At 47.0% G+C, this 19100-nt stretch carries 17 protein-coding genes, 2 pseudogenes and 1 CRISPR repeat array; of the genes and pseudogenes, 9 read left to right on the top strand and 10 right to left on the bottom strand.

Annotated features, from left to right (window positions below):
- Window positions 1-64 precede the first annotated feature (64 nt).
- Window positions 65-412, bottom strand: coding sequence for an MTH1187 family thiamine-binding protein (locus ACIFO6_RS14660; RefSeq protein WP_025682770.1), 348 nt, complete (start codon window positions 410-412; stop codon window positions 65-67).
- 529 nt (window positions 413-941) lie between these two features.
- Here ACIFO6_RS14660 and ACIFO6_RS14655 point away from each other — a divergent pair.
- On the top strand, window positions 942-3275 hold the full coding sequence (locus tag ACIFO6_RS14655) for a ribonucleoside-diphosphate reductase subunit alpha (protein WP_430041385.1): 2334 nt from the start codon (window positions 942-944) through the stop codon (window positions 3273-3275).
- A gap of 23 nt (window positions 3276-3298) precedes the next feature.
- Window positions 3299-4330, top strand: a complete 1032-nt coding sequence (locus tag ACIFO6_RS14650; protein WP_430041383.1) for a ribonucleotide-diphosphate reductase subunit beta — start codon at window positions 3299-3301, stop codon at window positions 4328-4330.
- A gap of 196 nt (window positions 4331-4526) precedes the next feature.
- Here ACIFO6_RS14650 and ACIFO6_RS14645 read toward each other — a convergent pair whose 3' ends face one another.
- Window positions 4527-5363 (bottom strand): HAD hydrolase-like protein, encoded by an 837-nt coding sequence (locus ACIFO6_RS14645; RefSeq protein WP_430041381.1) that lies wholly within the window; start codon window positions 5361-5363, stop codon window positions 4527-4529.
- A gap of 177 nt (window positions 5364-5540) precedes the next feature.
- On the opposite strand from ACIFO6_RS14645, the gene ACIFO6_RS14640 reads away from it, so the two are divergent.
- A complete protein-coding gene (locus ACIFO6_RS14640; RefSeq protein ID WP_430041379.1) occupies window positions 5541-6050 on the top strand; it encodes a hypothetical protein in 510 nt (169 codons plus the stop codon).
- Window positions 6051-6059: 9 nt separating this feature from the next.
- Here ACIFO6_RS14640 and ACIFO6_RS14635 read toward each other — a convergent pair.
- Both ACIFO6_RS14635 and ACIFO6_RS14630 read right to left on the bottom strand, forming a co-directional pair.
- Window positions 6060-6332, bottom strand: a pseudogene (locus tag ACIFO6_RS14635) (ADP-dependent NAD(P)H-hydrate dehydratase); the annotation flags it as partial.
- Window positions 6333-6383: 51 nt separating this feature from the next.
- Window positions 6384-7016, bottom strand: a complete 633-nt coding sequence (locus tag ACIFO6_RS14630) for an NAD(P)-dependent oxidoreductase (RefSeq protein ID WP_430041377.1) — start codon at window positions 7014-7016, stop codon at window positions 6384-6386.
- Window positions 7017-7312: 296 nt separating this feature from the next.
- Here ACIFO6_RS14630 and ACIFO6_RS14625 point away from each other — a divergent pair, with 296 nt between their 5' ends.
- Together ACIFO6_RS14625 and ACIFO6_RS14620 are read left to right on the top strand one after the other, a co-directional pair.
- On the top strand, window positions 7313-8281 hold the full coding sequence (locus ACIFO6_RS14625; protein ID WP_430041375.1) for a hypothetical protein: 969 nt from the start codon (window positions 7313-7315) through the stop codon (window positions 8279-8281).
- Between the two features lie 273 nt (window positions 8282-8554).
- Window positions 8555-9511, top strand: a complete 957-nt coding sequence (locus ACIFO6_RS14620; protein ID WP_430041373.1) for an ArsR/SmtB family transcription factor — start codon at window positions 8555-8557, stop codon at window positions 9509-9511.
- Between the two features lie 119 nt (window positions 9512-9630).
- On the opposite strand, the gene ACIFO6_RS14615 is transcribed toward ACIFO6_RS14620, so the two are convergent.
- The gene (locus ACIFO6_RS14615) at window positions 9631-10689 is read right to left on the bottom strand and encodes a lactonase family protein (protein ID WP_430041371.1); all 1059 of its coding nucleotides are present in this window, start codon (window positions 10687-10689) and stop codon (window positions 9631-9633) included.
- A 169-nt stretch (window positions 10690-10858) separates the two neighbouring features.
- Complete coding sequence (locus tag ACIFO6_RS14610) at window positions 10859-12058, bottom strand: MFS transporter (protein ID WP_430041370.1); 1200 nt, start codon at window positions 12056-12058, stop codon at window positions 10859-10861.
- A 324-nt stretch (window positions 12059-12382) separates the two neighbouring features.
- On the opposite strand from ACIFO6_RS14610, the pseudogene ACIFO6_RS14605 reads away from it, so the two are divergent.
- The 3 genes and pseudogenes from ACIFO6_RS14605 to ACIFO6_RS14595 form a co-directional block, all read left to right on the top strand.
- Window positions 12383-12547: pseudogene (locus ACIFO6_RS14605) on the top strand (phage holin family protein); the annotation flags it as partial.
- Between the two features lie 24 nt (window positions 12548-12571).
- On the top strand, window positions 12572-12970 hold the full coding sequence (locus ACIFO6_RS14600) for a peptidoglycan recognition protein family protein (RefSeq protein ID WP_430041394.1): 399 nt from the start codon (window positions 12572-12574) through the stop codon (window positions 12968-12970).
- A 32-nt stretch (window positions 12971-13002) separates the two neighbouring features.
- Window positions 13003-13071 (top strand): hypothetical protein, encoded by a 69-nt coding sequence (locus ACIFO6_RS14595; protein WP_430041393.1) that lies wholly within the window; start codon window positions 13003-13005, stop codon window positions 13069-13071.
- An 84-nt stretch (window positions 13072-13155) separates the two neighbouring features.
- On the opposite strand, the gene ACIFO6_RS14590 is transcribed toward ACIFO6_RS14595, so the two are convergent.
- Complete coding sequence (locus tag ACIFO6_RS14590) at window positions 13156-13650, bottom strand: hypothetical protein (protein ID WP_430041368.1); 495 nt, start codon at window positions 13648-13650, stop codon at window positions 13156-13158.
- Between the two features lie 241 nt (window positions 13651-13891).
- On the opposite strand from ACIFO6_RS14590, the gene ACIFO6_RS14585 reads away from it, so the two are divergent.
- The gene (locus ACIFO6_RS14585; RefSeq protein ID WP_430041366.1) at window positions 13892-15304 is read left to right on the top strand and encodes a transcriptional regulator; all 1413 of its coding nucleotides are present in this window, start codon (window positions 13892-13894) and stop codon (window positions 15302-15304) included.
- Window positions 15305-15714: 410 nt separating this feature from the next.
- A CRISPR array of direct repeats spans window positions 15715-16761; the repeat unit is 32 nt; unit sequence ATTTCAATCCACGCACTCATATAGAGTGCGAC.
- 214 nt (window positions 16762-16975) lie between these two features.
- Here the strand turns inward: ACIFO6_RS14585 and cmr6 are convergent.
- The 3 genes from cmr6 to cmr4 are packed head-to-tail and all read right to left on the bottom strand — an operon-like array spanning window position 16976 to window position 19087.
- A complete protein-coding gene (cmr6, locus tag ACIFO6_RS14580; RefSeq protein ID WP_430041365.1) occupies window positions 16976-17800 on the bottom strand; it encodes a type III-B CRISPR module RAMP protein Cmr6 in 825 nt (274 codons plus the stop codon).
- Window position 17801: 1 nt separating this feature from the next.
- Entirely contained in the window at window positions 17802-18188 is a 387-nt protein-coding gene (cmr5, locus tag ACIFO6_RS14575) for a type III-B CRISPR module-associated protein Cmr5 (RefSeq protein ID WP_430041364.1), read from the bottom strand.
- On the bottom strand, window positions 18185-19087 hold the full coding sequence (gene cmr4, locus ACIFO6_RS14570) for a type III-B CRISPR module RAMP protein Cmr4 (protein WP_430041363.1): 903 nt from the start codon (window positions 19085-19087) through the stop codon (window positions 18185-18187). Before cmr4 ends, cmr5 begins: the two co-directional genes overlap by 4 nt.
- Between the last annotated feature and the right edge of the window lie 13 nt (window positions 19088-19100).

The raw sequence follows: 19100 nt of genomic DNA, 5'->3' as shown, positions 1-19100 counted from the left end.
TTATTCAACAGGCGTGCTATTATACTCTTCATTACATAAAAATCAATGACTTACATCCATTTTTTCAACTAGGATTTGGATTTAGTTCGGTAACGTTTCCTGTTGCGGTGCCAGATAGTTTATCTGCGACGGAACGGAGCTTTTGGCGACTGGAGGAAGGCTTATCTCGGCGGTCGTCGATTTTAACCGAGGTGGAAACGCGCTTGGCTCCTGACAGGAATGGCGCTTCGTGCAGCGCAGCAATAGCGGTGAACACATCGTCCAGCGAACCTTCAATAATCGTACTCATGGAGGTAAGCTCATAGGTAATTCCTTTTTGCGTCTTCAACACTTTTTGCATCTGGGCAACGTAGTCGCTCAGGCTCGTACTCCCCGTTCCAATCGGGATCACTGTCACTTCTGCAATGGCCATCGCCAAGTTCCTCCTTTAATTTAAAATCGTCACTTCTTTAAAAATCTAAAACCTCTGTCCGATAAAGCAACCTTATTTCATAAAAACAGTCCATATGTATGCTGCTTGTTTCTGTAGGAAACATCTTTATCATTCATTGTACCGTTCACAAAGCCTCAATTCAAATGCAGCCCGCGACTACTCTGCAAAATTTGATTTTCCATTCCTTTTCCTTTACGTATGGCTTCAAATGTTGCTATAATACTCCTTGCGCTTATTTGAAATTTTAAGTTTCTCAACACAACATGTTGGGTTAAATATTTATAAGACGTCTAAATGTAGTGATGTAGCCGATAAATCGTACGGGAACCATCTTTTCCCCCTTCATTGGCAAGCGCATCGCTATTTCTATGTTGTTGGATTACATACAGCCCCAAAATGCTGTCTGAACCAAGCAAGTAACCCGGGAATTTTCAGCGTCGTTTTTCATTTTCACTGTCATTTATTTTCAAGTTTATCTCCCAAGTCAGGAAAGCGAGGAATTAATCCCATGCCACAACTCGTAACGAAACCAAACAACCGCCAGTTGGCTTTTGATGAAATACGCATTTCCGTATATGCCGACCGTATGCTCAGCGGATTGGACAAGCTGGATAAAGATCGCCTGATTCGCGGTGTGGTCAGCAAGCTGCGCCGGGACGAAGTCACGGGCGACGAAATCAGCAACGCATTTGCGATGGCTGCGCTTGAACTGGTCAGCAAGGAAGAACCGGACTGGAAATTCGCCGCTGCGCGCGCTTTGCTCACTTCCTTATATAAAAAAGCGGCTACTCACCGCCGTTACAAATCCTATGCGGACGAGCCTTACGGCGCTTTTTATCCGCTGATTACCGAGCTGGTCAAGAAAGGCATCTATCGTCAAGAGCTGCTCGACTACTACACTAAGGAGCAAATTGATGAGCTGGGTGCATCCATTTTGCCGAAAAATGACCTGCTGTTCGATTACATCGGGCTGTTGACGCTGTCCGAGCGTTATCTGGCGAACGATTTTGACGGACGGGTGATGGAGCTGCCGCAGGAACGCTATATGATCATCGCAATGTACCTGATGCACAAGGAGCCTGCCGACAAGCGTATGGAGCTGGTGAAGGAAGCTTACTGGGCGATGAGCAACATGTATATGACGGCGGCTACGCCAACCATGTCCAATGCAGGGAAAAAGGTCGCCGGACAGCTCTCCAGCTGCTTCATCGACACCGTAGATGACTCGCTGGAAGGCATTTTCGATTCCAACACCGATGTAGCCCGTCTCAGCAAAATGGGCGGCGGCATTGGCGTATACCTCGGTAAAATACGGGCACGTGGCTCCGACATCCGTGGACACAAAAATACAAGCTCCGGCGTCATCCCGTGGATTCGCCAGCTAAACAATACAGCGGTCAGCGTAGACCAACTGGGTACACGTAAAGGCGCAATTGCCGTCTATCTGGACGTATTCCACAAAGATATTCTTGCGTTCCTCGATCTGAAGCTGAACAACGGTGACGAGCGCATGCGTGCACATGATGTTTTCCATGGCGTATGTCTGCCCGATCTGTTCATGGAGCGGGTGGAAGCACGTGGCGAATGGAACCTGTTCTGCCCGCATGAAGTGAAGAAGGTCATGGGCTGGAAGGATGACAGCGGCCGTCCACTGGGGCTGGAGGATTTTTACGATGAAGGCTTTGGTAAAGGCTCCTTCCGCGAGAAGTATGAGGAAGCGTCACAGCATCCCATTCTCTCCCGCATTACGGTGCCTGCCATCGACATCATGAAGCGCCTGATGAAATCGCAGCTGGAAACAGGTACGCCGTACATGTTCTACCGCGATACCGTAAACCGTGCGAACCCGAACCGTGCCCACGGTATGGTATATTCCTCCAACCTATGTACGGAAATTATGCAAAACCAATCGGCGACCGTGGTGGAAAAAGAGGAATTAGTCACCAAGGATGGACAAACACGCATTGTCATTTCCAAAATTCCCGGCGATTTTGTCGTCTGCAACCTGAACTCCATCCATCTGGCTCGCGCTGTTCCGGCAGGTGTGCTGGATCGTCTCGTACCGATTCAGGTACGTATGCTGGATAACGTGATTGATATCAACAACATTGAGGTGCTGCAAGCACAATATACGAACAGCCAATATCGCGCAGTCGGTCTGGGTACATTCGGACTGCATCATCTGCTCGCACTCGAAGGCATCCGTTGGGAATCCGATGAAGCGGTAACCTATAACGATCATTTGTACGAAAAAATTAACTATCTGGCTGTAAAATCAAGCATGGAGCTGGCGAAGGAAAAAGGCCGTTATGCCAAATTTGAAGGCTCTGACTGGTCTACCGGGCACTATTTCACATCCCGTGGCTATACGGACGGTATGCGTGAAGGCAAATTTGTCACCACCTCAGAGTGGAGTGAACTTGCGGAAGAAGTCAAACAAAACGGTGTCCGCAACGCATGGCTGTTCGCCATCGCGCCTAACGGCTCCACGTCCATCATCGCAGGTTCTACAGCCAGCATTGATCCATTGTATGAGCTGCTTTCCTATGAAGAGAAAACAACCTACAAGATCGCTAACCCTGCACCGGACTTGAATGAAAAGACAATCTGGTACTACAAAACGGCTTTCCTGCTGGATCAGCATGCTTCGATCAACATGGCCTCTGCCCGTCAGCGTCATATTGACCAGGGCCAAAGCTTTAACCTGTATGTGCGCCCGGATATCAAAGCTACTGAATTCCTGGAACTGCACATTCATGCCTGGAAATCAGGGATGAAATCAACCTATTATGTACGCAGTCGCGCACTGACGATTGAGGAATGCGATAGCTGTGCATCCTAATATAACGAAGGAGAGAATCTCCCATGCAGTTACAAAAGATTTTTAACACGGAAGCACCTAACCGCTCTACCCGCATTATTGAAGGCGAAAACTCCGGCATTCTGAACTGGAACGATATTCGCATGCCGCATATGTACAAGCTGTACAAGGTGTTGCTGCTGAACCACTGGATTCCGGATGAAATCCCGATGTCCAAGGATGCGTCCCAATTTCCTACGCTGGATGCCGAAGAACAGCGCACGTTCAAAATCAACATCGGCCTGCTGGCCGTGCTGGACTCCATGCAAACGATGTTTGTCGGGGATGTAAAACGCTACTTTACCGATTCCTCGCTGGAAGCTGTGTCAGCCATTATCGGGCAGCAGGAAGTCGTGCATAACCAATCCTACTCCTACGTGCTGTCCTCTCTGGTATCGGATCAGGAGCAGAAGGAAATTTTTGAATACTGGAAAAATGATCCTGTATTGCTGGAGCGTAACACGTTCATCTCAGACATTTACCAGGAGTTCCGTGATGAGCAAAATCCGCAAACCTTTTTCCATGCGATGGTGGCGGACTTGATTTTAGAGGGCATTTTCTTCTATAGTACGTTCGCTTTCTTCTATAATTTGGCCCGTGATCAGAAGATGATGTCGACCAGCCAAATGATCTCGTATATCCAGCGGGATGAAAATCAGCATTGCTACTTTTTTGCCGAAGTGTTCAAGCAATTGCTGTCTGATTTTCCTGAGCTGGACACGAAGGAAAATACGGATTATGTCTACCGCATGATTGACCGCGCAGTGGAGCTGGAAACGAATTGGGCACACTACACGCTCAAGGAGGTTCGCGGCATCGACTTGAACGAGCTGGGCGATTATATCAAGTATATGGCGAATATGCGCCTGAGACTGCTCGGTATGGACAAAGCCTACGAAGGCGTAGACGTAAATTGTATGCCTTGGATCAAGCCGTTCTCGGATGAAGCGCTGAACGCAACAAAAACAGACTTTTTTGAAGCAAAATCGCGCAATTACGGCAAGGTCGGAGAGGACAACGGATTTGACGATTTGTAATTAACCAGATACAGCCTTAACTCGGTATTTACCGGGCTAAGGCTTTTTTTCATGAGTTTCATCCGAATCTTCGAGATACATTTTAAAACAGTCGTATGCCCAGAACCTGAGAAGTTCACTTTCGTCCGATGTGGTGCATACATATACCCTAGAACCGTGTAATCCAATCCATCGCTCCACAGTGTATCAACGTTGCTCACGATGGAGGCATTAACGCTGTTTTTACTTGCTTTGTATAGGAAGGATAGCCGCCCGTATGCTGGAGCATTTCGATTTCACGCAAAATACGCGGCAAGTCAGCGACCGAGTTCATGACGATGTGGGCTCCCGCCCTTTTTAATCCGTATACGCTCTGCCTGCGCCGTTCCTCAGCCACTCTGTCGTCGGATTCACGGCTTGTTGCTTGCGACGTGATCAGCGTACCTTCGCTATGATTCAGCACACCTATTGTCCACACACCGGCATTCCTGCCCTCTTGCATATCAGCTGCCGTATCTCCTACTTTCACAATATCGCTAAGCGGGAAAACCTGTAAGCGGTGTGCAATCTCATAGATCATCCATGGATAAGGGCGCCCTTGCGATACTTCACAGGGAGCTACTGTGCAATCCAGTGCATATGGGGACTGTGCAGGCATAAAAACGTTGCCCAGCATCTCCATCGGGCAAGATGCGGTAGCGCCTGACTGAATCCGACGATCCTGCAATTCATTCAGCGCTTTATCGATACCGAAAGTGGGCTCAGCTCCCTGGATCAAAGAACGGAGAACAGGCACAAGCTCAAGATATATATGCTCGATATCCGTTCTCCCGGGATGCGTATCGAAGCAATCCAGCCATTTTTTCCGAACCTCTGAAAGTGCCAGCACATTCGCAATATGATCACGAATCGGTAATCCTCGCCCATGAGATGCCTGTTCTTCGGTTACCTGTACACCCTTCCATCTGAAAATATCACGTATTCCCTGGATTAAGCCTCGTCCTCCGGGGTCCAACAATGTACTTTCGAGATTAAAAATAACCGCTTGTATCATGCAATCCCCGCCTCTCCGTAACGCGGCTATCTGCTGTCAGTGTTTCTTAGGACCATGATACACAGCTAACGTAAAATGAAATGCCATAAAGCGTCAGCGGATTGTAATTGAAAATAAATTCCTGGATTGGTTGCCGATTACTGATTGTAATGAAGTGTACTAAGGAGGACTCACAACATGAGACATCCATGGAATGAATATAATCCCAAGATGCCTTGGCGGATGGAGCTGGGTTGTTATGCGCTGAACAAGCTGGCTTGCGGAGGGATGGTGTTTGGTCTGATATGGGCCTATTGCTATATAACAGAGGCAATGACGGGGATTCCTGTAGCCATAGCAGGCAATAGCGGTGAGCTGACCGCGCAGCTGTGGGCATATGGTTTTGCCCTCCCGGCAGCTCTTACCGCCGATGCGCTGCACGATCTCTTGCCCTGGCTGCGGAAGCCGGAGCGGCTCACCCTGTACCTTGCCGCAGGATTCAGTATTTTCCTCCTGCTTGGTTCTTTTATATCCCCTGAAGGAACGGGTGTCTTATGGAGCAACGGCATCGCGGGTATCGTGATTACGTTACTGTATTATCGGGGAAGGCATTATGCGGGAAGACTCTGGCTGAGTCGTGGATTTGGGGTACAGATCATCCTGGCCTTCCTCCTGCCCTTGCTGTTTTGGTCTATAGGGCTTCAATGATATCCCCCGCAATGACCGAGACAGCAAGCCTGCGATGATCCCTGTCAGCACATCACCTGCGCCGCCTGTCGCCATCCCGGCGTGGCCTGTCGTGTTGACATAGGCCGTTCCGTCCGGGCACGCAATGACGGTACGCGCTCCCTTGAGCACCAGCGTGACCCCGCGTGTCCGGGCGTACAGCCGGGCATGGGCGATGCGGTCACGCTGCACCTCGGCCGTAGATAGGCCCAGCAGACGAGCCATCTCGCCGGGGTGCGGTGTCAGTACAACCGCCGCGCCTCTCGGCGGTCACAATATACATGCTTCTTCGCCTCCCGTAGTGCCATCCCTTTTTTAATACCCGACCGTAAAACGGGAATTTACAAATTCCCCTTCTACCAGCTCATCAATCAGGGCAACTGCATAATCCTCAACCGAGATGCGGCTGTGACCCAATTCATCAACAACTACATGGTCCAAGCCAATGCGAAACTGCCCTGTACGCCGTCCCGGCTCAATGATTGCGGCAGGACTGCAATATGTCCAGTCCACATCCGCAGCACGATACAGCTCCAGTGCATCGGCATGTACGGCAGCCAGTGGCTTGACTTCCTCTGGAAACTCGGCGGTATCCATCAGGCGTTCACCGTTTTCCGTTTTCAGGCTACCAGCTCCGCCAACCACCAGTATGCGCTCTGCGCCGGAACGCCGGGTTCCTTCCAGTAAAGAACGGGTTGCTTCGAGCAATTCTTCCTCAGCTCCAAACTTGGGACCATAAGCGCTGATCATGGCATCATGTCCTTTGGCCACGGCTGTTACGGAATCGGGGTTCAAAATATCCGCTTGAACGACCGTCAAATACTCACTTTGCTCCGTTACACGCTGCGGATCACGCACCGCCGCCGTCACCTGATACTTGCGCTTGATGGCCTCCTTCACCAATGCTTGACCAATGGTTCCTGTTGCTCCAAAAATAATGACTTTCATCTGTACTTGCCTTCTTCCTGTCTATGATTTACTTACTATTACTTATCCGCTTTAGCCTCAGCTTAAACCTGCTTCTCTTACAGCCCGTCCGGGTGATTCGATCCTCTATGATGTTCTGCGGTACTTTCTATATGCTCGTATTGCTCGTTCATGCTGAATCTCCCCTCCCTGCTTGTAATCTTGTCTATTTTACCAAAAAATACTTCATATATCTCTGTCAGACGTGACCAAGCCCTTGAAATGCCTGTGTGGTCTGTGCAATAGTGTAGAAAGAACAATGGAAGGAGGGATTGCGGGTGTCCCCGACGGACTTCGCGGCATTGGCCGCATATATCTCACCCGGTCTGATTGCCGTCCTGCTGGCATTGTCCTTGCTGGTATGGCTGTATGCTCACAGCGCAGCCCAGCTTCGCAATTCGCGTCAGCAGCGGCTGAATGAATTACAGGAATCGCTACGTATCTACGGACGGCTGGCAGGCTTTCTCCAGACCTCTACTCAGTACAGCTTAAGCAGCCACGAAACACGCCAGCATCAGAGTGGACTGATTCATGCCCTTCAGGAAGCGAAGGTTGCTCCCTATTTAACCCCTCACCTTCAGGAACAGGTTCAGGCATCTCTAAGAGAATGTGACGCATTCCGCAGGGAGCTGCTTCTCAAATCACTGGAGCGCGAAATGAGCAAGCTGATCGACGAGCGTCGGCTTGTTCTGCTGGAATCACATGCTCCGGGCTGGGGTACGGCTTTATGGAAGCTGCTGCGTCCCGCTGCCGGGCCGTTGGCTCTGGCGGGTATCGTGTGGCTAATCTCACGGCTGATTGTAGAACTAATGTCGTATAGTACTATCCATTCTGGTCTGTCCGCAGCTGTGCCATCTGCGTCCTGGCTCATAGGGTGTACATGGATGAGATTTGTTTCCGGCTTGATCGCCCTGTTGTACGTATATCGGTTGATGACCCTGCGCAGACAAAATGATCTGGATGTGACGGCATCCCATTTTCCAACGAGCCTGTTATCCATGGTGATCGCTGCCGTTGCCCTGTTTCAATGGAGCGGACCAGAGGCTTCTCCCTACATATTAACTGTGCAGCTTGTCCTGTTTGTGATCGGCTTCCGGCTCACCCGGGGCCGCTCACGGAGTGATCGCCCTTATGTCGGTCATCCCGGCTTGATGAAGGTCGATCCTTCTCAACATCAGGAAATGCACACGACAGACAAAGACAGAACGTCCGACTCTTCTTTGGCGGAGGAACATAACCGTTCCTAGACGCCAAGCGATGCAAAATCGTTTACAGCATGAACGTTAAAACCACATCCCATCACAGGACATCCCGACAGACGCCGAATGGTTTTATGGGGTGTCCTGTTTTTTGAACAATTTTTGACTTTTTCAAGGGTTAAGCTTGTGCCAGCAATCAAGGAAAGGGTATATTGTTTATATAAATGTAAATCATATCGTTTTTTATGTATGAATATTGAAAAAAATCCATATATGTTAAACTATCATCAATTGTTGATGTACGTTAGAATTGGAGGAACTATGCAACTGGACATTTCTGAAAAATCACTTCCCGTATATGAAGCACTGGCCAGTGAGGTTCGGCTGAACATGATTGTTCTGCTTGCGGAGAAGCCTATGAATATACGCGAGCTGGCGGAAGCACTGGGACTCAGCAGTGCCATCATGACCATGCATGTCAAAAAGCTGGAGAGAGCATCCATTATTTCGACCAAAATGCTGCCCGGTCGCGGTGGCGTTCAGAAAGTATGCTCACTGGCTACGGACAAAATTGAAATAGCTATGCCCCGCTATCAGCAGGATGTACGGCAATTTCATCAGACGGAGATTTCCGTCGGGCACTTTACCGATTTTGAAATTCAGCCAACCTGCGGGCTGGCTACCGTCGAGAAAATTATCGGAGAATTCGACGAGCCTCGTTCGTTTCTGGACCCTGAGCGCTTCAATTCCAAAATTCTGTGGTTTAGTCAAGGATATATGGATTATAAAGTACCCAATTTCCTCCTGTCCAGCCAAAAGGCCGAGGAGCTGGAAATTTCGATGGAGCTATCCTCCGAGGCCCCTTTTACCAACGACAACTGGCCTTCGGACATTACCTTTTTCCTGAACGATGTGAATCTGGGGACTTGGACCAGCCCGGGAGATTTCGGCGATAACCGTGGGAAATACACACCTGCATGGTGGCCTGATTTTATCAACCAATACGGTCTGCTCAAAAGACTTCGTGTTACGTCTAAGGGTACCTTTATGGACGGCAAGCAAATATCCGATGTGACCTTAAGCCAGCTGGTGATAGATCAGAAGCAATGGAAATTCCGCATTGCCATTCTGGATGATGCCCAGCATGTTGGAGGGGTTACCCTGTTCGGTACTGGATTCGGTAACTACAATCAGGACATTCTGTTCCGCTTGTACTACAAGCCTGCGGAAAACCATACGAAAACAGCAACAGTAGAAGCTGGCGACAGCAGCAAATAAACTTTCAGAGCCTGTTCTCCTCACACCCTAAAACACGCCCCTTTGCCCCATGCGTTCATGGCAAGCAAAGCGCCGTGTTTTTATTTTTCATCTTCTTTTAACGTGCCTTTTTGCATACGCTATGACTGCCGCACAGGCTCAATGCATACAGGTAAAGGAACTTCCAGCACATATCCTGTTCGAGTCAATCGTCCGTCTTCGCTATGAATAGCAAAGGATACGATGTTATTTCCGTCCTGATTCGCGACAACCAGATACCCGGACAGGATGTTGAAGTTACGCGGCGTGCTGCCAAAAGTCTCCACCCATTCAACCGTCTCCAGCTTACCGCTGTCCAGATCGACATGGTACAGCACGATGCTGTTATGCCCTCGGTTGGACACATACAGATAGCGTCCACAAGGCGTAATCCGAATGTCTGCGACTGTGTTTTCCACATCTATGCTGCCCTCCGGCAGCGTGGACAAGCTTTGCAGCCATTGAAGCTCCCCGTTGCGTTCGTTGTAGCTAAATACAGCGACCGTATTATTTAGCTCGTTAGCCACAAAGGCATAGGGACGCGAAGGATGAAAAACCAGATGACGCGGACCGGAGCCGGGCGGCAGCTCTGCCTCACGATGGGTCACCAGCTTCCCATCTTCCGTCAAACGGTATACCACAATCTGATCCAGCCCCAAATCACATACCATTGCGTACTGCCCTGAAGGATCAGAAATAATCGAATGCGGATGTGCCGCATCCTGACGGTCCTGGAGAATACCTGAGCCGGTATGCTGGACCTGCCCCGACATTTCCCCCAACCCGCCAGCTTCCGTCACCGGGAATACAACGGCATTCCCGCCTGAATAATTGGAAGCCAGCACATACCGTCCATCCGCTGTCACTGAGACATAGCAAGTGTGCGCTCCTTCGGTCCCTTTTCGATCCAATGGGTGCAACTCTCCCGTCTGCGCATGCACCTGATACGCATACAGCTCGCCTTCCTCTGTCTCACTGGCAGCATACAGCTTGGTCCCATCTGGATGCAACGCCAGAAATGAAGGACGCTCTATTCCTTCCACGCCTCCAATGATACGCATATCACCATTTTCCGCATGTAAAGCGCATACATAAATTCCTCTCTCATGGCGATGTGCATAAGTTCCTGTATAAAATAACTGTTCATTCCACTCTTTCATCGGCTCTCGTCTCCTTTGTAAACTTACCATGCATTATTACCCACGATGCAGTCGTTTCATTAACCATTTCTCTATGTATACCAAAAATAGTCTCCTTCGGCGCGACCTGTGGTTCACAAGAACGTCACAGATCGCACCAAAAGAGACTATGTTTACAAGAAAAATAACATTAAACCGCTGTCGTTTGTGTACCTTTGCTGTTCCATTTTACAGCCAGTCCCAAACTAAGGATGAGAATAACCGCCCCGAAAATGTATGGCAGATTGATATGCACCTCAAACAACGTACCCGCCAGCGCAGGTCCTAAAATGTTACCGATACTCATATAGGCATTATTCATCCCGGCTGCAACTCCCTGTTCATCCCCGGCCATTTTGGATAAAGCCGTATTAATGGCTGGTCGCAGCAGCGACGTAGCAGTAAAGAAGATGAGCGATACCCCGAGTACATAATAAAAGTTGCCAGAGAGCAGCATAAGCACAAGAGAAATCGCGGAAAACAGAAAGGAGCCGATAATAACACCTTTTTCACCAAAACGATTCAACAGCGGACTGATCACAACCGCCTGAATCACCGTTCCGACCAGTGCCCCTACCGTAATAATGATCGCAATATCGCGCTCATTGTAATGAAACTTGCCTGTCACAAAGAAAGGAAACATGGTTTCAAAATGCGTCAGCCCAAAGGTTAGGGTGAAAATCATAATCAACAGCATGAAATACGGCTTGCGAAAAGAAAGTGCAAACTGCTTAATGACATTGTCGCGTTTGGCTTTGACATTCCGGAACTTCAACTGTTTCTCCATCGACAAGGTTTCCGGCAGCAAAATCAACGAAACCAGGGCAGCTACACCCGATACTCCAGCCGAAGCGTACAAAGGCGTGCGTATCGAAATATCTGCCAGCAAGCCGCCCACACCAGGGCCGATAACAAACCCGAGAGACATGGCCGCGCCCAACAAACCCATTCCCCGACCGCGATTGTGTACCGTCGTAATGTCGGCAATATAAGCCATCATCGGAGGAATCATAAAGGCAGCCCCTGCGCCTCCGAGCAAACGGGATATATACAGCATCGTCAACGAATGCCCTATAGCAAATAGTACTGAAGAAATCGTCATGATCACCAAACCGATAATGATCATTTTTTTGCGTCCGTATTTATCGGACCATTCACCAGCTAACGGTGAAAACAGAAACTGGGTCAAGCCGAATACGGCAACCAGGTAGCCTCCCGTTTCACCAGTACCTCCGAGGGAACCCATGAATTTGGGGAGGATCGGAATGATGAGACCAATTCCCAGCATGGCAATAAACATATTAATCATCAAAATGACCAACGGTCCCATTTTCAATTGTGACTCTGACATGTTGCGTGTTGTCCTCCCAGATTATATATTTCGCATACGAAAATCTTATTTTGCAACTATTAGTTCAAAACTCTTCACTATATTAATAGACCCACGAGTAAATAACAACCATAAATTACACTAAAATGTTATCAGTAATCTGAAGCCGTTATAAGATTCTTGAAAAATAGAAAAGCAGTCTTAGCAGCTCGCATTGGGCATTGTGGAGCACATAGATAACGCTTCTGCATTAATTATATACAAACATGCGTTCTATATTCAATACACAAAAAAAGGAACTAAAAGCATAACACTGGCAGAACCCTACACGCACTCATATAGAGTGCGACTTTTTATATGGCAAACGAGCTATTGTCGATTATTGAAAACGGTGGGAGACTGGGCGCACCTATCCCTTCGGTTATCCGGCAGGCGGTCGAAGTGTTGAAGGGTAAAGGCGGTTTGGATCAACAAGCAAAAAAGGGAGTTGACGAGTATGACATACCGTAAAGATCACATACCACAAGACACGGCCTGCAACCGTCGTCCGAGGCTTCCGCTGTCCGCTACTACTATTATACCATTCATAATACAGGGAACCCGTCCAGCACGGCAGCGAATGAGCGTGCGTGGCTAACGAACTCTACTAACAAACGAACGGCATCTTTTCATATTGCAATTGATGATCATGAAGCCGTGGAATGTATTCCATTGACAGAAAATGCTTGGCACAGCGGAGACAGGGGCAAACCGGGAAGCGGCAACCGTTCCAGCATAAGTATTGAAATTTGCGAAAGTGGGAACTACGCTAAAACGCTGACCGATGCTGTTGCGCTGGTAGCTGGTATGCTGCGGGAACGTGGCTGGGGGTGTGGATCTGCTGCGGCGACATTACGACTGGAGCGGCAAGATTTGCCCGAGATTAATGTATAATTAACGGTAAAACCTATGTACCGCTGCGTGCTGTGGGCGAGGCATTGGGTGCTGCTGTTGTGTGGGATGGTAAGACCAATATGGCTACAGTTACAAAGTAAATCCTATTGAATAGCAAATCCCCTGCCAGCATATGAATTGGCAGGGATTTTTTTGTTAGGAGTCGTTAACCTTAGCTCTTAAAATTAGAGTTCATCTGGGTTAGTGGCTGATATAGCCCATGCTGAGGCGTCAACATAAGCTCCGCCAGCGCGCCACTGTATTTCATAGTTTCCTGAGCGCAATCCGCTTGAAAACCCATCCGTGCTGTACCAATTAAATGTATCACCAGCACCCACATACTTGGTAAAATAATCTCTCCCACTGTCGACATGCTTTAAGGTAAAAGTAAGCGTCGCCCTGGTGTTGTTTTTTACACGTAGCTTAACATGACCATATCCAGGAGATATGGAGAACTCTGTTAATGGCGACTTGCCGTCAAGGTTCACATTAAAAAGATCTTTTGTTCTAAAAAGACTCACTCTGTCATGATTAACAGGTGTTGTCACCTCATTTTGGGTCGCGTAAGTCGATGGACTTGCAGAATTAGCACCTGAATCCGCAAAAATCGCACTCGGCACGGCAACAGCCCCTAACAAACTCAAAGATAAAGCTGTTGTAATTACTTTTTTCTTCTTCATGGATTATTCCTCCTTATATTATACTACCACCTCAATATACTAAAAGATTCCATATTTTATATATATTCTAAAAAAGAAATCATGAAATTACAATTAATAATTTTTTATTGTAATGTATACTATTTCAAGCGAATACCTCACAATAAGTTACAAAAATTATTGACAACTGTTAAATTGTGGTCAACAATAGAACGCAAGAATATAAAAATCTTGGAATTTTTATGTGAAGGGTGGATATGACATGAAGCATACACCTACGATTCGGACGGAATTAGACAGTTACCTCCAACAGGAAGGTTGGAGCTTAGCACGATTTGGGCAAATTGCAGGCATGAATCGGGGAGCAGTAAGTGCTATCTTGACAAGAAACAAACCTATGTCCGTTAACCAACTGGACCGAATTACTGAGACGATGGGTTTACCGGAAGGCCACTTGTATGACTTGTTTATAGATAACTATATCATCGACTTACCACCGAATATGAGGCGGATCGAGCCATTTTTGTATCGCTGTGCGGAGTTGGACAAGTTGGATGCAATCCGTCGAGTGGTGGGGATCATCATGGACAATCTACTTTACTCGCCCAGACTATATGATATTGCGGAAACTTTATTTGCACAGGGAAGACATGCTGCTGCATTACTACTCTATGAAGGTGTAGCAGAAGCGGAAAAATACCAACATTCGGAACGTTTGGCAATCTGCCATTATCGTATATTCACGATTCAGATTGGAGACGATCAAAGTCGAAACCTCAAAGCTGGTACACGATTTGAACCCTTTGTCGAACGTCTGGATGAGATAGACCAGCTTGACGCATTGAAGGATTTGGCTAACGTGTATAGGTCTTTGCGTCTATGGGACGATGTTGATGAAACAGCGAGAAAAATGAAGGAGAAAGCAAAAATTCAATATTCGATGAAACATCAGGAGAAGCGCAAGAATAGAACGCATGCAAAGAAAACAAAGAGTCCATTATTTGGTTACGTTGCTTATGCTGACCTGTTGTGTGCAAGTGTCTGTGAAGCCCGAGGCAATTACCAACAAGCTCTACAGTATACATACGCCTACGCTGATTTAGATTGGGTCAAAGAGACGGACGAGGATACTCAGCATTGGGTCAACTTGTTCAAGCATTGGTCACACGCTAATGTTATTGTGAATAAGCTTTTATCTGGAGATATAAGTGTGCTACACGAATATCTTAACTATATAGATGCATCGACAGATACAACTCAAGAAGATAGGGTTACTCAATTACTGAACATTATGATAGCGGCTAACCTATATGCAATAGATGTAAATGATATACTTAAACAGTTTGAAACAGAGATTGAGTCTTTTTCACAGCAACCATCGGGTGATATATATGCGCAACAAGTGATGCCGGATTATTTCGCGTGGTTTGGTTACGAATTGGCTTACTATTATTTACATCAAGGGATGTACAGTGATGGTTTTAAATATTTAATGAATGCATTGTTAAAAGCGAATACACTAAATAATGAGACATATTTTATAAACTGTATGGGATTGTTTGCTCGTTTTCAAGCCCATGCGGTTCCTGAAACCAAAGCAGAGTTTTTCAATTTCATTGAGAGGGTGTGGATAAACAATGTTGAGAAAAATGATTCTTCTGATCGTCGCGACTAGCTTTTTGTTTATCTTAGGTATGCCTGTTCAGCCGCATAATCGTCATGAAGGTATTAAACCTCTTGTACAACATGGAGGGTACTAAACGGATAGGAATAACAATCCCCGCTAACCTTAACTGGTCGGCGGGGATATTTTTTTGCTCAATACGGAGAACTATTGTACACCCGTTTTGCATCCTCGACGGATTTAAAATCAAACTTCCTTGAGGTAAAGCTAGGCGAGATACTGGAGCATGTAGAAGAGCAGGAGAAATGATGATGCTAAAAAAATACCAAGAAGAGTGGTTATCCTATAACACACATAAACGTATCGACTGCGTGCTTCGGGGTATAATTGCAGCAGCATTATGGGGATATATCATTTTAATCATTTGTGGGCATCAATTCTAATCAAAAAAGGAGCAGGAGATTTCAATCCACGCACTCATATAGAGTGCGACTGTATGACCTCATTTTCAAGTGTCGATTGGTTGGACAATTTCAATCCACGCACTCATATAGAGTGCGACGGTTGTTCCCCCGGCATTCAACAGTTTTCCAGAAATTTCAATCCACGCACTCATATAGAGTGCGACTGGAGATGGCGCTATACTAGCCGCCACCTCGCAAAGATTTCAATCCACGCACTCATATAGAGTGCGACAAGTGCAGTCATGGCGTCAATCACCTCCTTTGCAATTTCAATCCACGCACTCATATAGAGTGCGACTTTCCATTCTATTAGTAGAGGACAACGCATGGTGACAATTTCAATCCACGCACTCATATAGAGTGCGACAATCGTAGTGACCGTGAACGGGGCAAGCGTTAACGCATTTCAATCCACGCACTCATATAGAGTGCGACCCGTGATTTATGCTGTGGCATCCGATGAAGAAACATTTCAATCCACGCACTCATATAGAGTGCGACCAGCTCTAATAGCTACCCAAGGAGAGGGGATAGAGATTTCAATCCACGCACTCATATAGAGTGCGACATTGGGATGAGCGAATTACACATTCTGCTCCCAGCTATTTCAATCCACGCACTCATATAGAGTGCGACTGTTATTTTCGGGGATTGCAACTACAAGTCAGAAGCGATTTCAATCCACGCACTCATATAGAGTGCGACTAAAGATATACGCTCCTTCATTTGTAATAAAATCTTAATTTCAATCCACGCACTCATATAGAGTGCGACTTAAACCAGAAAAAATCTTTCGATCAATACATTAGAATTTCAATCCACGCACTCATATAGAGTGCGACCCAGGGCGTGCTGGCTGGAGCGTTCGCCGTATACGGATTTCAATCCACGCACTCATATAGAGTGCGACTGAGCTTTACTATGAGGCAACTTTTGATTTAGAAATTTCAATCCACGCACTCATATAGAGTGCGACCTTTTAGCGTAAACAGTCTAAGAGGTTTTTTAACTGATTTCAATCCACGCACTCATATAGAGTGCGACAGCGAAAAGTGGGGTAAATTAATCTTTCGCAGCCCTATTTTATCATAAATTTTAACAATAGGTATCAACTAATGAATTTGCACGCCGCACACGTTCACACTTCATTCACATTCGACATATTTTCGACAAATTTCGAGGTGCGAAGGATCCGGGGTTTTTATGTGAGCTTCACATTCGCACTTCTACGATTTCATTGATTTCTATTTGCGTGTGCTTATTTACCCGCTTTCTCATCACTTATCTGTTCAATTTCCAGCAGTCTACCGTACCCTGCGTTGGTCTTCCCACCGATCCCCTCCGTGTTTAACGCTCCAAGCAGGATCGTCTTGGCCAAGCTTAGCCACTTCGTTGCCTGTTCCGGCTCTCCCTCACAGGTTAATACGATTTGGAAGCAGGCTGACGCTGTAAGAAAGGGAACGGGGATAGGAGAATCATCGTCACGTGGAGCCTTATAATCCAAGCCCTTGTGATAAGGCTCTACTATAATTCCGTTGTAATCCTGATGATGGGGTGTAAGCACATCCTGCCTGAGAGCATGTTCAACACTTTTTGGCGTGGGAAGTGCATCGTGAAATTGAACAAATCCGGCAGACGTCGGTGTACCAAATAAAATGCCAAAGTCATCCCCTGTACGCTTCAATGTCGGATATTGGTCGCCCAGTTGCCGATGTACATAATGTGAGGCTACACCCTTTAATGCAGTTGCTGGCAGGTAAGGAACTCCGTATATGCGGTGCAGAGCCAAGCTTGTCTCCAGCACAGAATGTCCATCTCCAATGACAATCGGTGTTTGTGATTCAACTATGAATGACAACCTTGTAGCTGCTACAAAATGCTCAGGCTTGTAGTATTGGTTAAAATAATGCTTATACCAGTCCATTTTCGCCGTGGTCCAGTTCTTTTGATATTCACAGATCCGTTCATAGAACGCTGCCTTGGTATTGTCTTTGTTGCCCTTTTCCTTCAACACTTGTTCTAAATTTATTTTTTCTCCATGCCAATGCTTGTTACTCTTCGTCATAGCTAGATAGGTATTCATTTTAGAAACTCTCCTGTTCCAGCGTATCCGCTCCTTGCTCAATTTTCAGAATGGCCTCCGCATAACGCTTAAACCAGACAGAAGCACTCAGCACCTGTCGCGATAAATGAAGGTAGGCAGCATTTTGTACTTTGAGCGCATCTTCCCATGTTTGATTCAGAGCGAGCGCATTGTGCAAATGCTTCAAATATACCGTATGTGGATTTTTTTCATCTCCCGCTCCCTTTGACTGAAAAAAAGTAACAGCCAAGAGCAATCCATTGGTCAGGACGAGCGAGGGAAAACGGTGGCAGAGCTGTCCGTATTGCTTGGCAACAGCGGAGTCCGCCTCCAGTGATTTTATTCCTTCAAAAGCGACCCGTGCATACTCATGCTGCGATGATTTCATTGATCCCCGCCTCCCGAGCGTCGGCAACGCACACGTCCTTTGCCAATACTTGCGTTGCCTCCGAGCTGTACGAATATTTCTTTCTCTAATTGTTGAAGATGGGCGGCCCGTTGGGATACATCTGACGATCCATTAACCCGATCACACCAGATCATCCCATAAAAAATGGCTTCCGTGGGGACATACTCCTCATACCATAGCGCGCCTTCTTTAGTTGTTTTCGTCTCTTCCTGTATACGAATACGAGGATTCACTTCACAACACATCGTAGTAAAGTATCTAAATGTGTCATCTGATACTAACACCAACCGCTCAGTGAACAGCTTTTTTGAATCCGTCTCACTTGCTTTGAACAGTTTATTCGCCAGCAAAATTGCCCATTCGGCAAATTCCTGCGATTTTTTAATTTTTCCATAGAACTCATCCATAAAAATCTGCTGCTCATGATCCACTACACCCTGTGTAGTTACCCAAGCTACCTCACCTTTTTTTATATCCTCCTCAAATAGATTCAAATCGGGTATCCCAAAGGACAATCCCATCGCTTCTCCATCACGTGCCAGACGCTTCAAGACCATAGGAGAAGTCACATAAGCAAAGGTTCCATATCGGCTAGCTACTGGAAAAGCAAGGATTCGCCCATCCGAGAAAACAAGCGCCCCAGCCTCTGCTCCATTACTGTTAGATTGACCAAATGCCTGCTTGCACCAAAATTCCTTTTCCTTTTGTGCATGATAATAATCTCTGTTTACTCCTTTCATGCTGCTGCCCGGAATCATGGGCCACTCCGTCACCTTCTCGCGCATGATAGGCAGGTCAATCGCTCCTAGTCCTTCTCCCGAGCCGATATGTAGTGGGGACAAACAGTGAATCCAGTACCACTGGCTTACATTTTCCATTTTTTCTACTCCT

Source organism: Paenibacillus sp. NRS-1781, assembly GCF_050467745.1.
In the GTDB taxonomy this organism is placed as follows: domain Bacteria; phylum Bacillota; class Bacilli; order Paenibacillales; family Paenibacillaceae; genus Paenibacillus; species Paenibacillus terrae_A.
Note: the sequence above shows the minus strand (reverse complement) of the source record. Positions and strands in the feature narration are given on the sequence as shown.

Excerpts from the sequence above, each read along its gene's own strand:
- ACIFO6_RS14660 (WP_025682770.1), bottom strand. The coding sequence starts at position 412 with ATGGCCATTGCAGAAGTGACAGTGATCCCGATTGGAACGGGGAGTACG.
- ACIFO6_RS14655 (WP_430041385.1), top strand. The coding sequence starts at position 942 with ATGCCACAACTCGTAACGAAACCAAACAACCGCCAGTTGGCTTTTGAT.
- ACIFO6_RS14650 (WP_430041383.1), top strand. The coding sequence starts at position 3,299 with ATGCAGTTACAAAAGATTTTTAACACGGAAGCACCTAACCGCTCTACC.
- ACIFO6_RS14645 (WP_430041381.1), bottom strand. The coding sequence starts at position 5,363 with ATGATACAAGCGGTTATTTTTAATCTCGAAAGTACATTGTTGGACCCC.
- ACIFO6_RS14640 (WP_430041379.1), top strand. The coding sequence starts at position 5,541 with ATGAGACATCCATGGAATGAATATAATCCCAAGATGCCTTGGCGGATG.
- ACIFO6_RS14630 (WP_430041377.1), bottom strand. The coding sequence starts at position 7,016 with ATGAAAGTCATTATTTTTGGAGCAACAGGAACCATTGGTCAAGCATTG.
- ACIFO6_RS14620 (WP_430041373.1), top strand. The coding sequence starts at position 8,555 with ATGCAACTGGACATTTCTGAAAAATCACTTCCCGTATATGAAGCACTG.
- ACIFO6_RS14615 (WP_430041371.1), bottom strand. The coding sequence starts at position 10,689 with ATGAAAGAGTGGAATGAACAGTTATTTTATACAGGAACTTATGCACAT.
- ACIFO6_RS14610 (WP_430041370.1), bottom strand. The coding sequence starts at position 12,058 with ATGTCAGAGTCACAATTGAAAATGGGACCGTTGGTCATTTTGATGATT.
- ACIFO6_RS14590 (WP_430041368.1), bottom strand. The coding sequence starts at position 13,650 with ATGAAGAAGAAAAAAGTAATTACAACAGCTTTATCTTTGAGTTTGTTA.
- ACIFO6_RS14585 (WP_430041366.1), top strand. The coding sequence starts at position 13,892 with ATGAAGCATACACCTACGATTCGGACGGAATTAGACAGTTACCTCCAA.
- cmr6 (WP_430041365.1), bottom strand. The coding sequence starts at position 17,800 with ATGAATACCTATCTAGCTATGACGAAGAGTAACAAGCATTGGCATGGA.
- cmr5 (WP_430041364.1), bottom strand. The coding sequence starts at position 18,188 with ATGAAATCATCGCAGCATGAGTATGCACGGGTCGCTTTTGAAGGAATA.
- cmr4 (WP_430041363.1), bottom strand. The coding sequence starts at position 19,087 with ATGGAAAATGTAAGCCAGTGGTACTGGATTCACTGTTTGTCCCCACTA.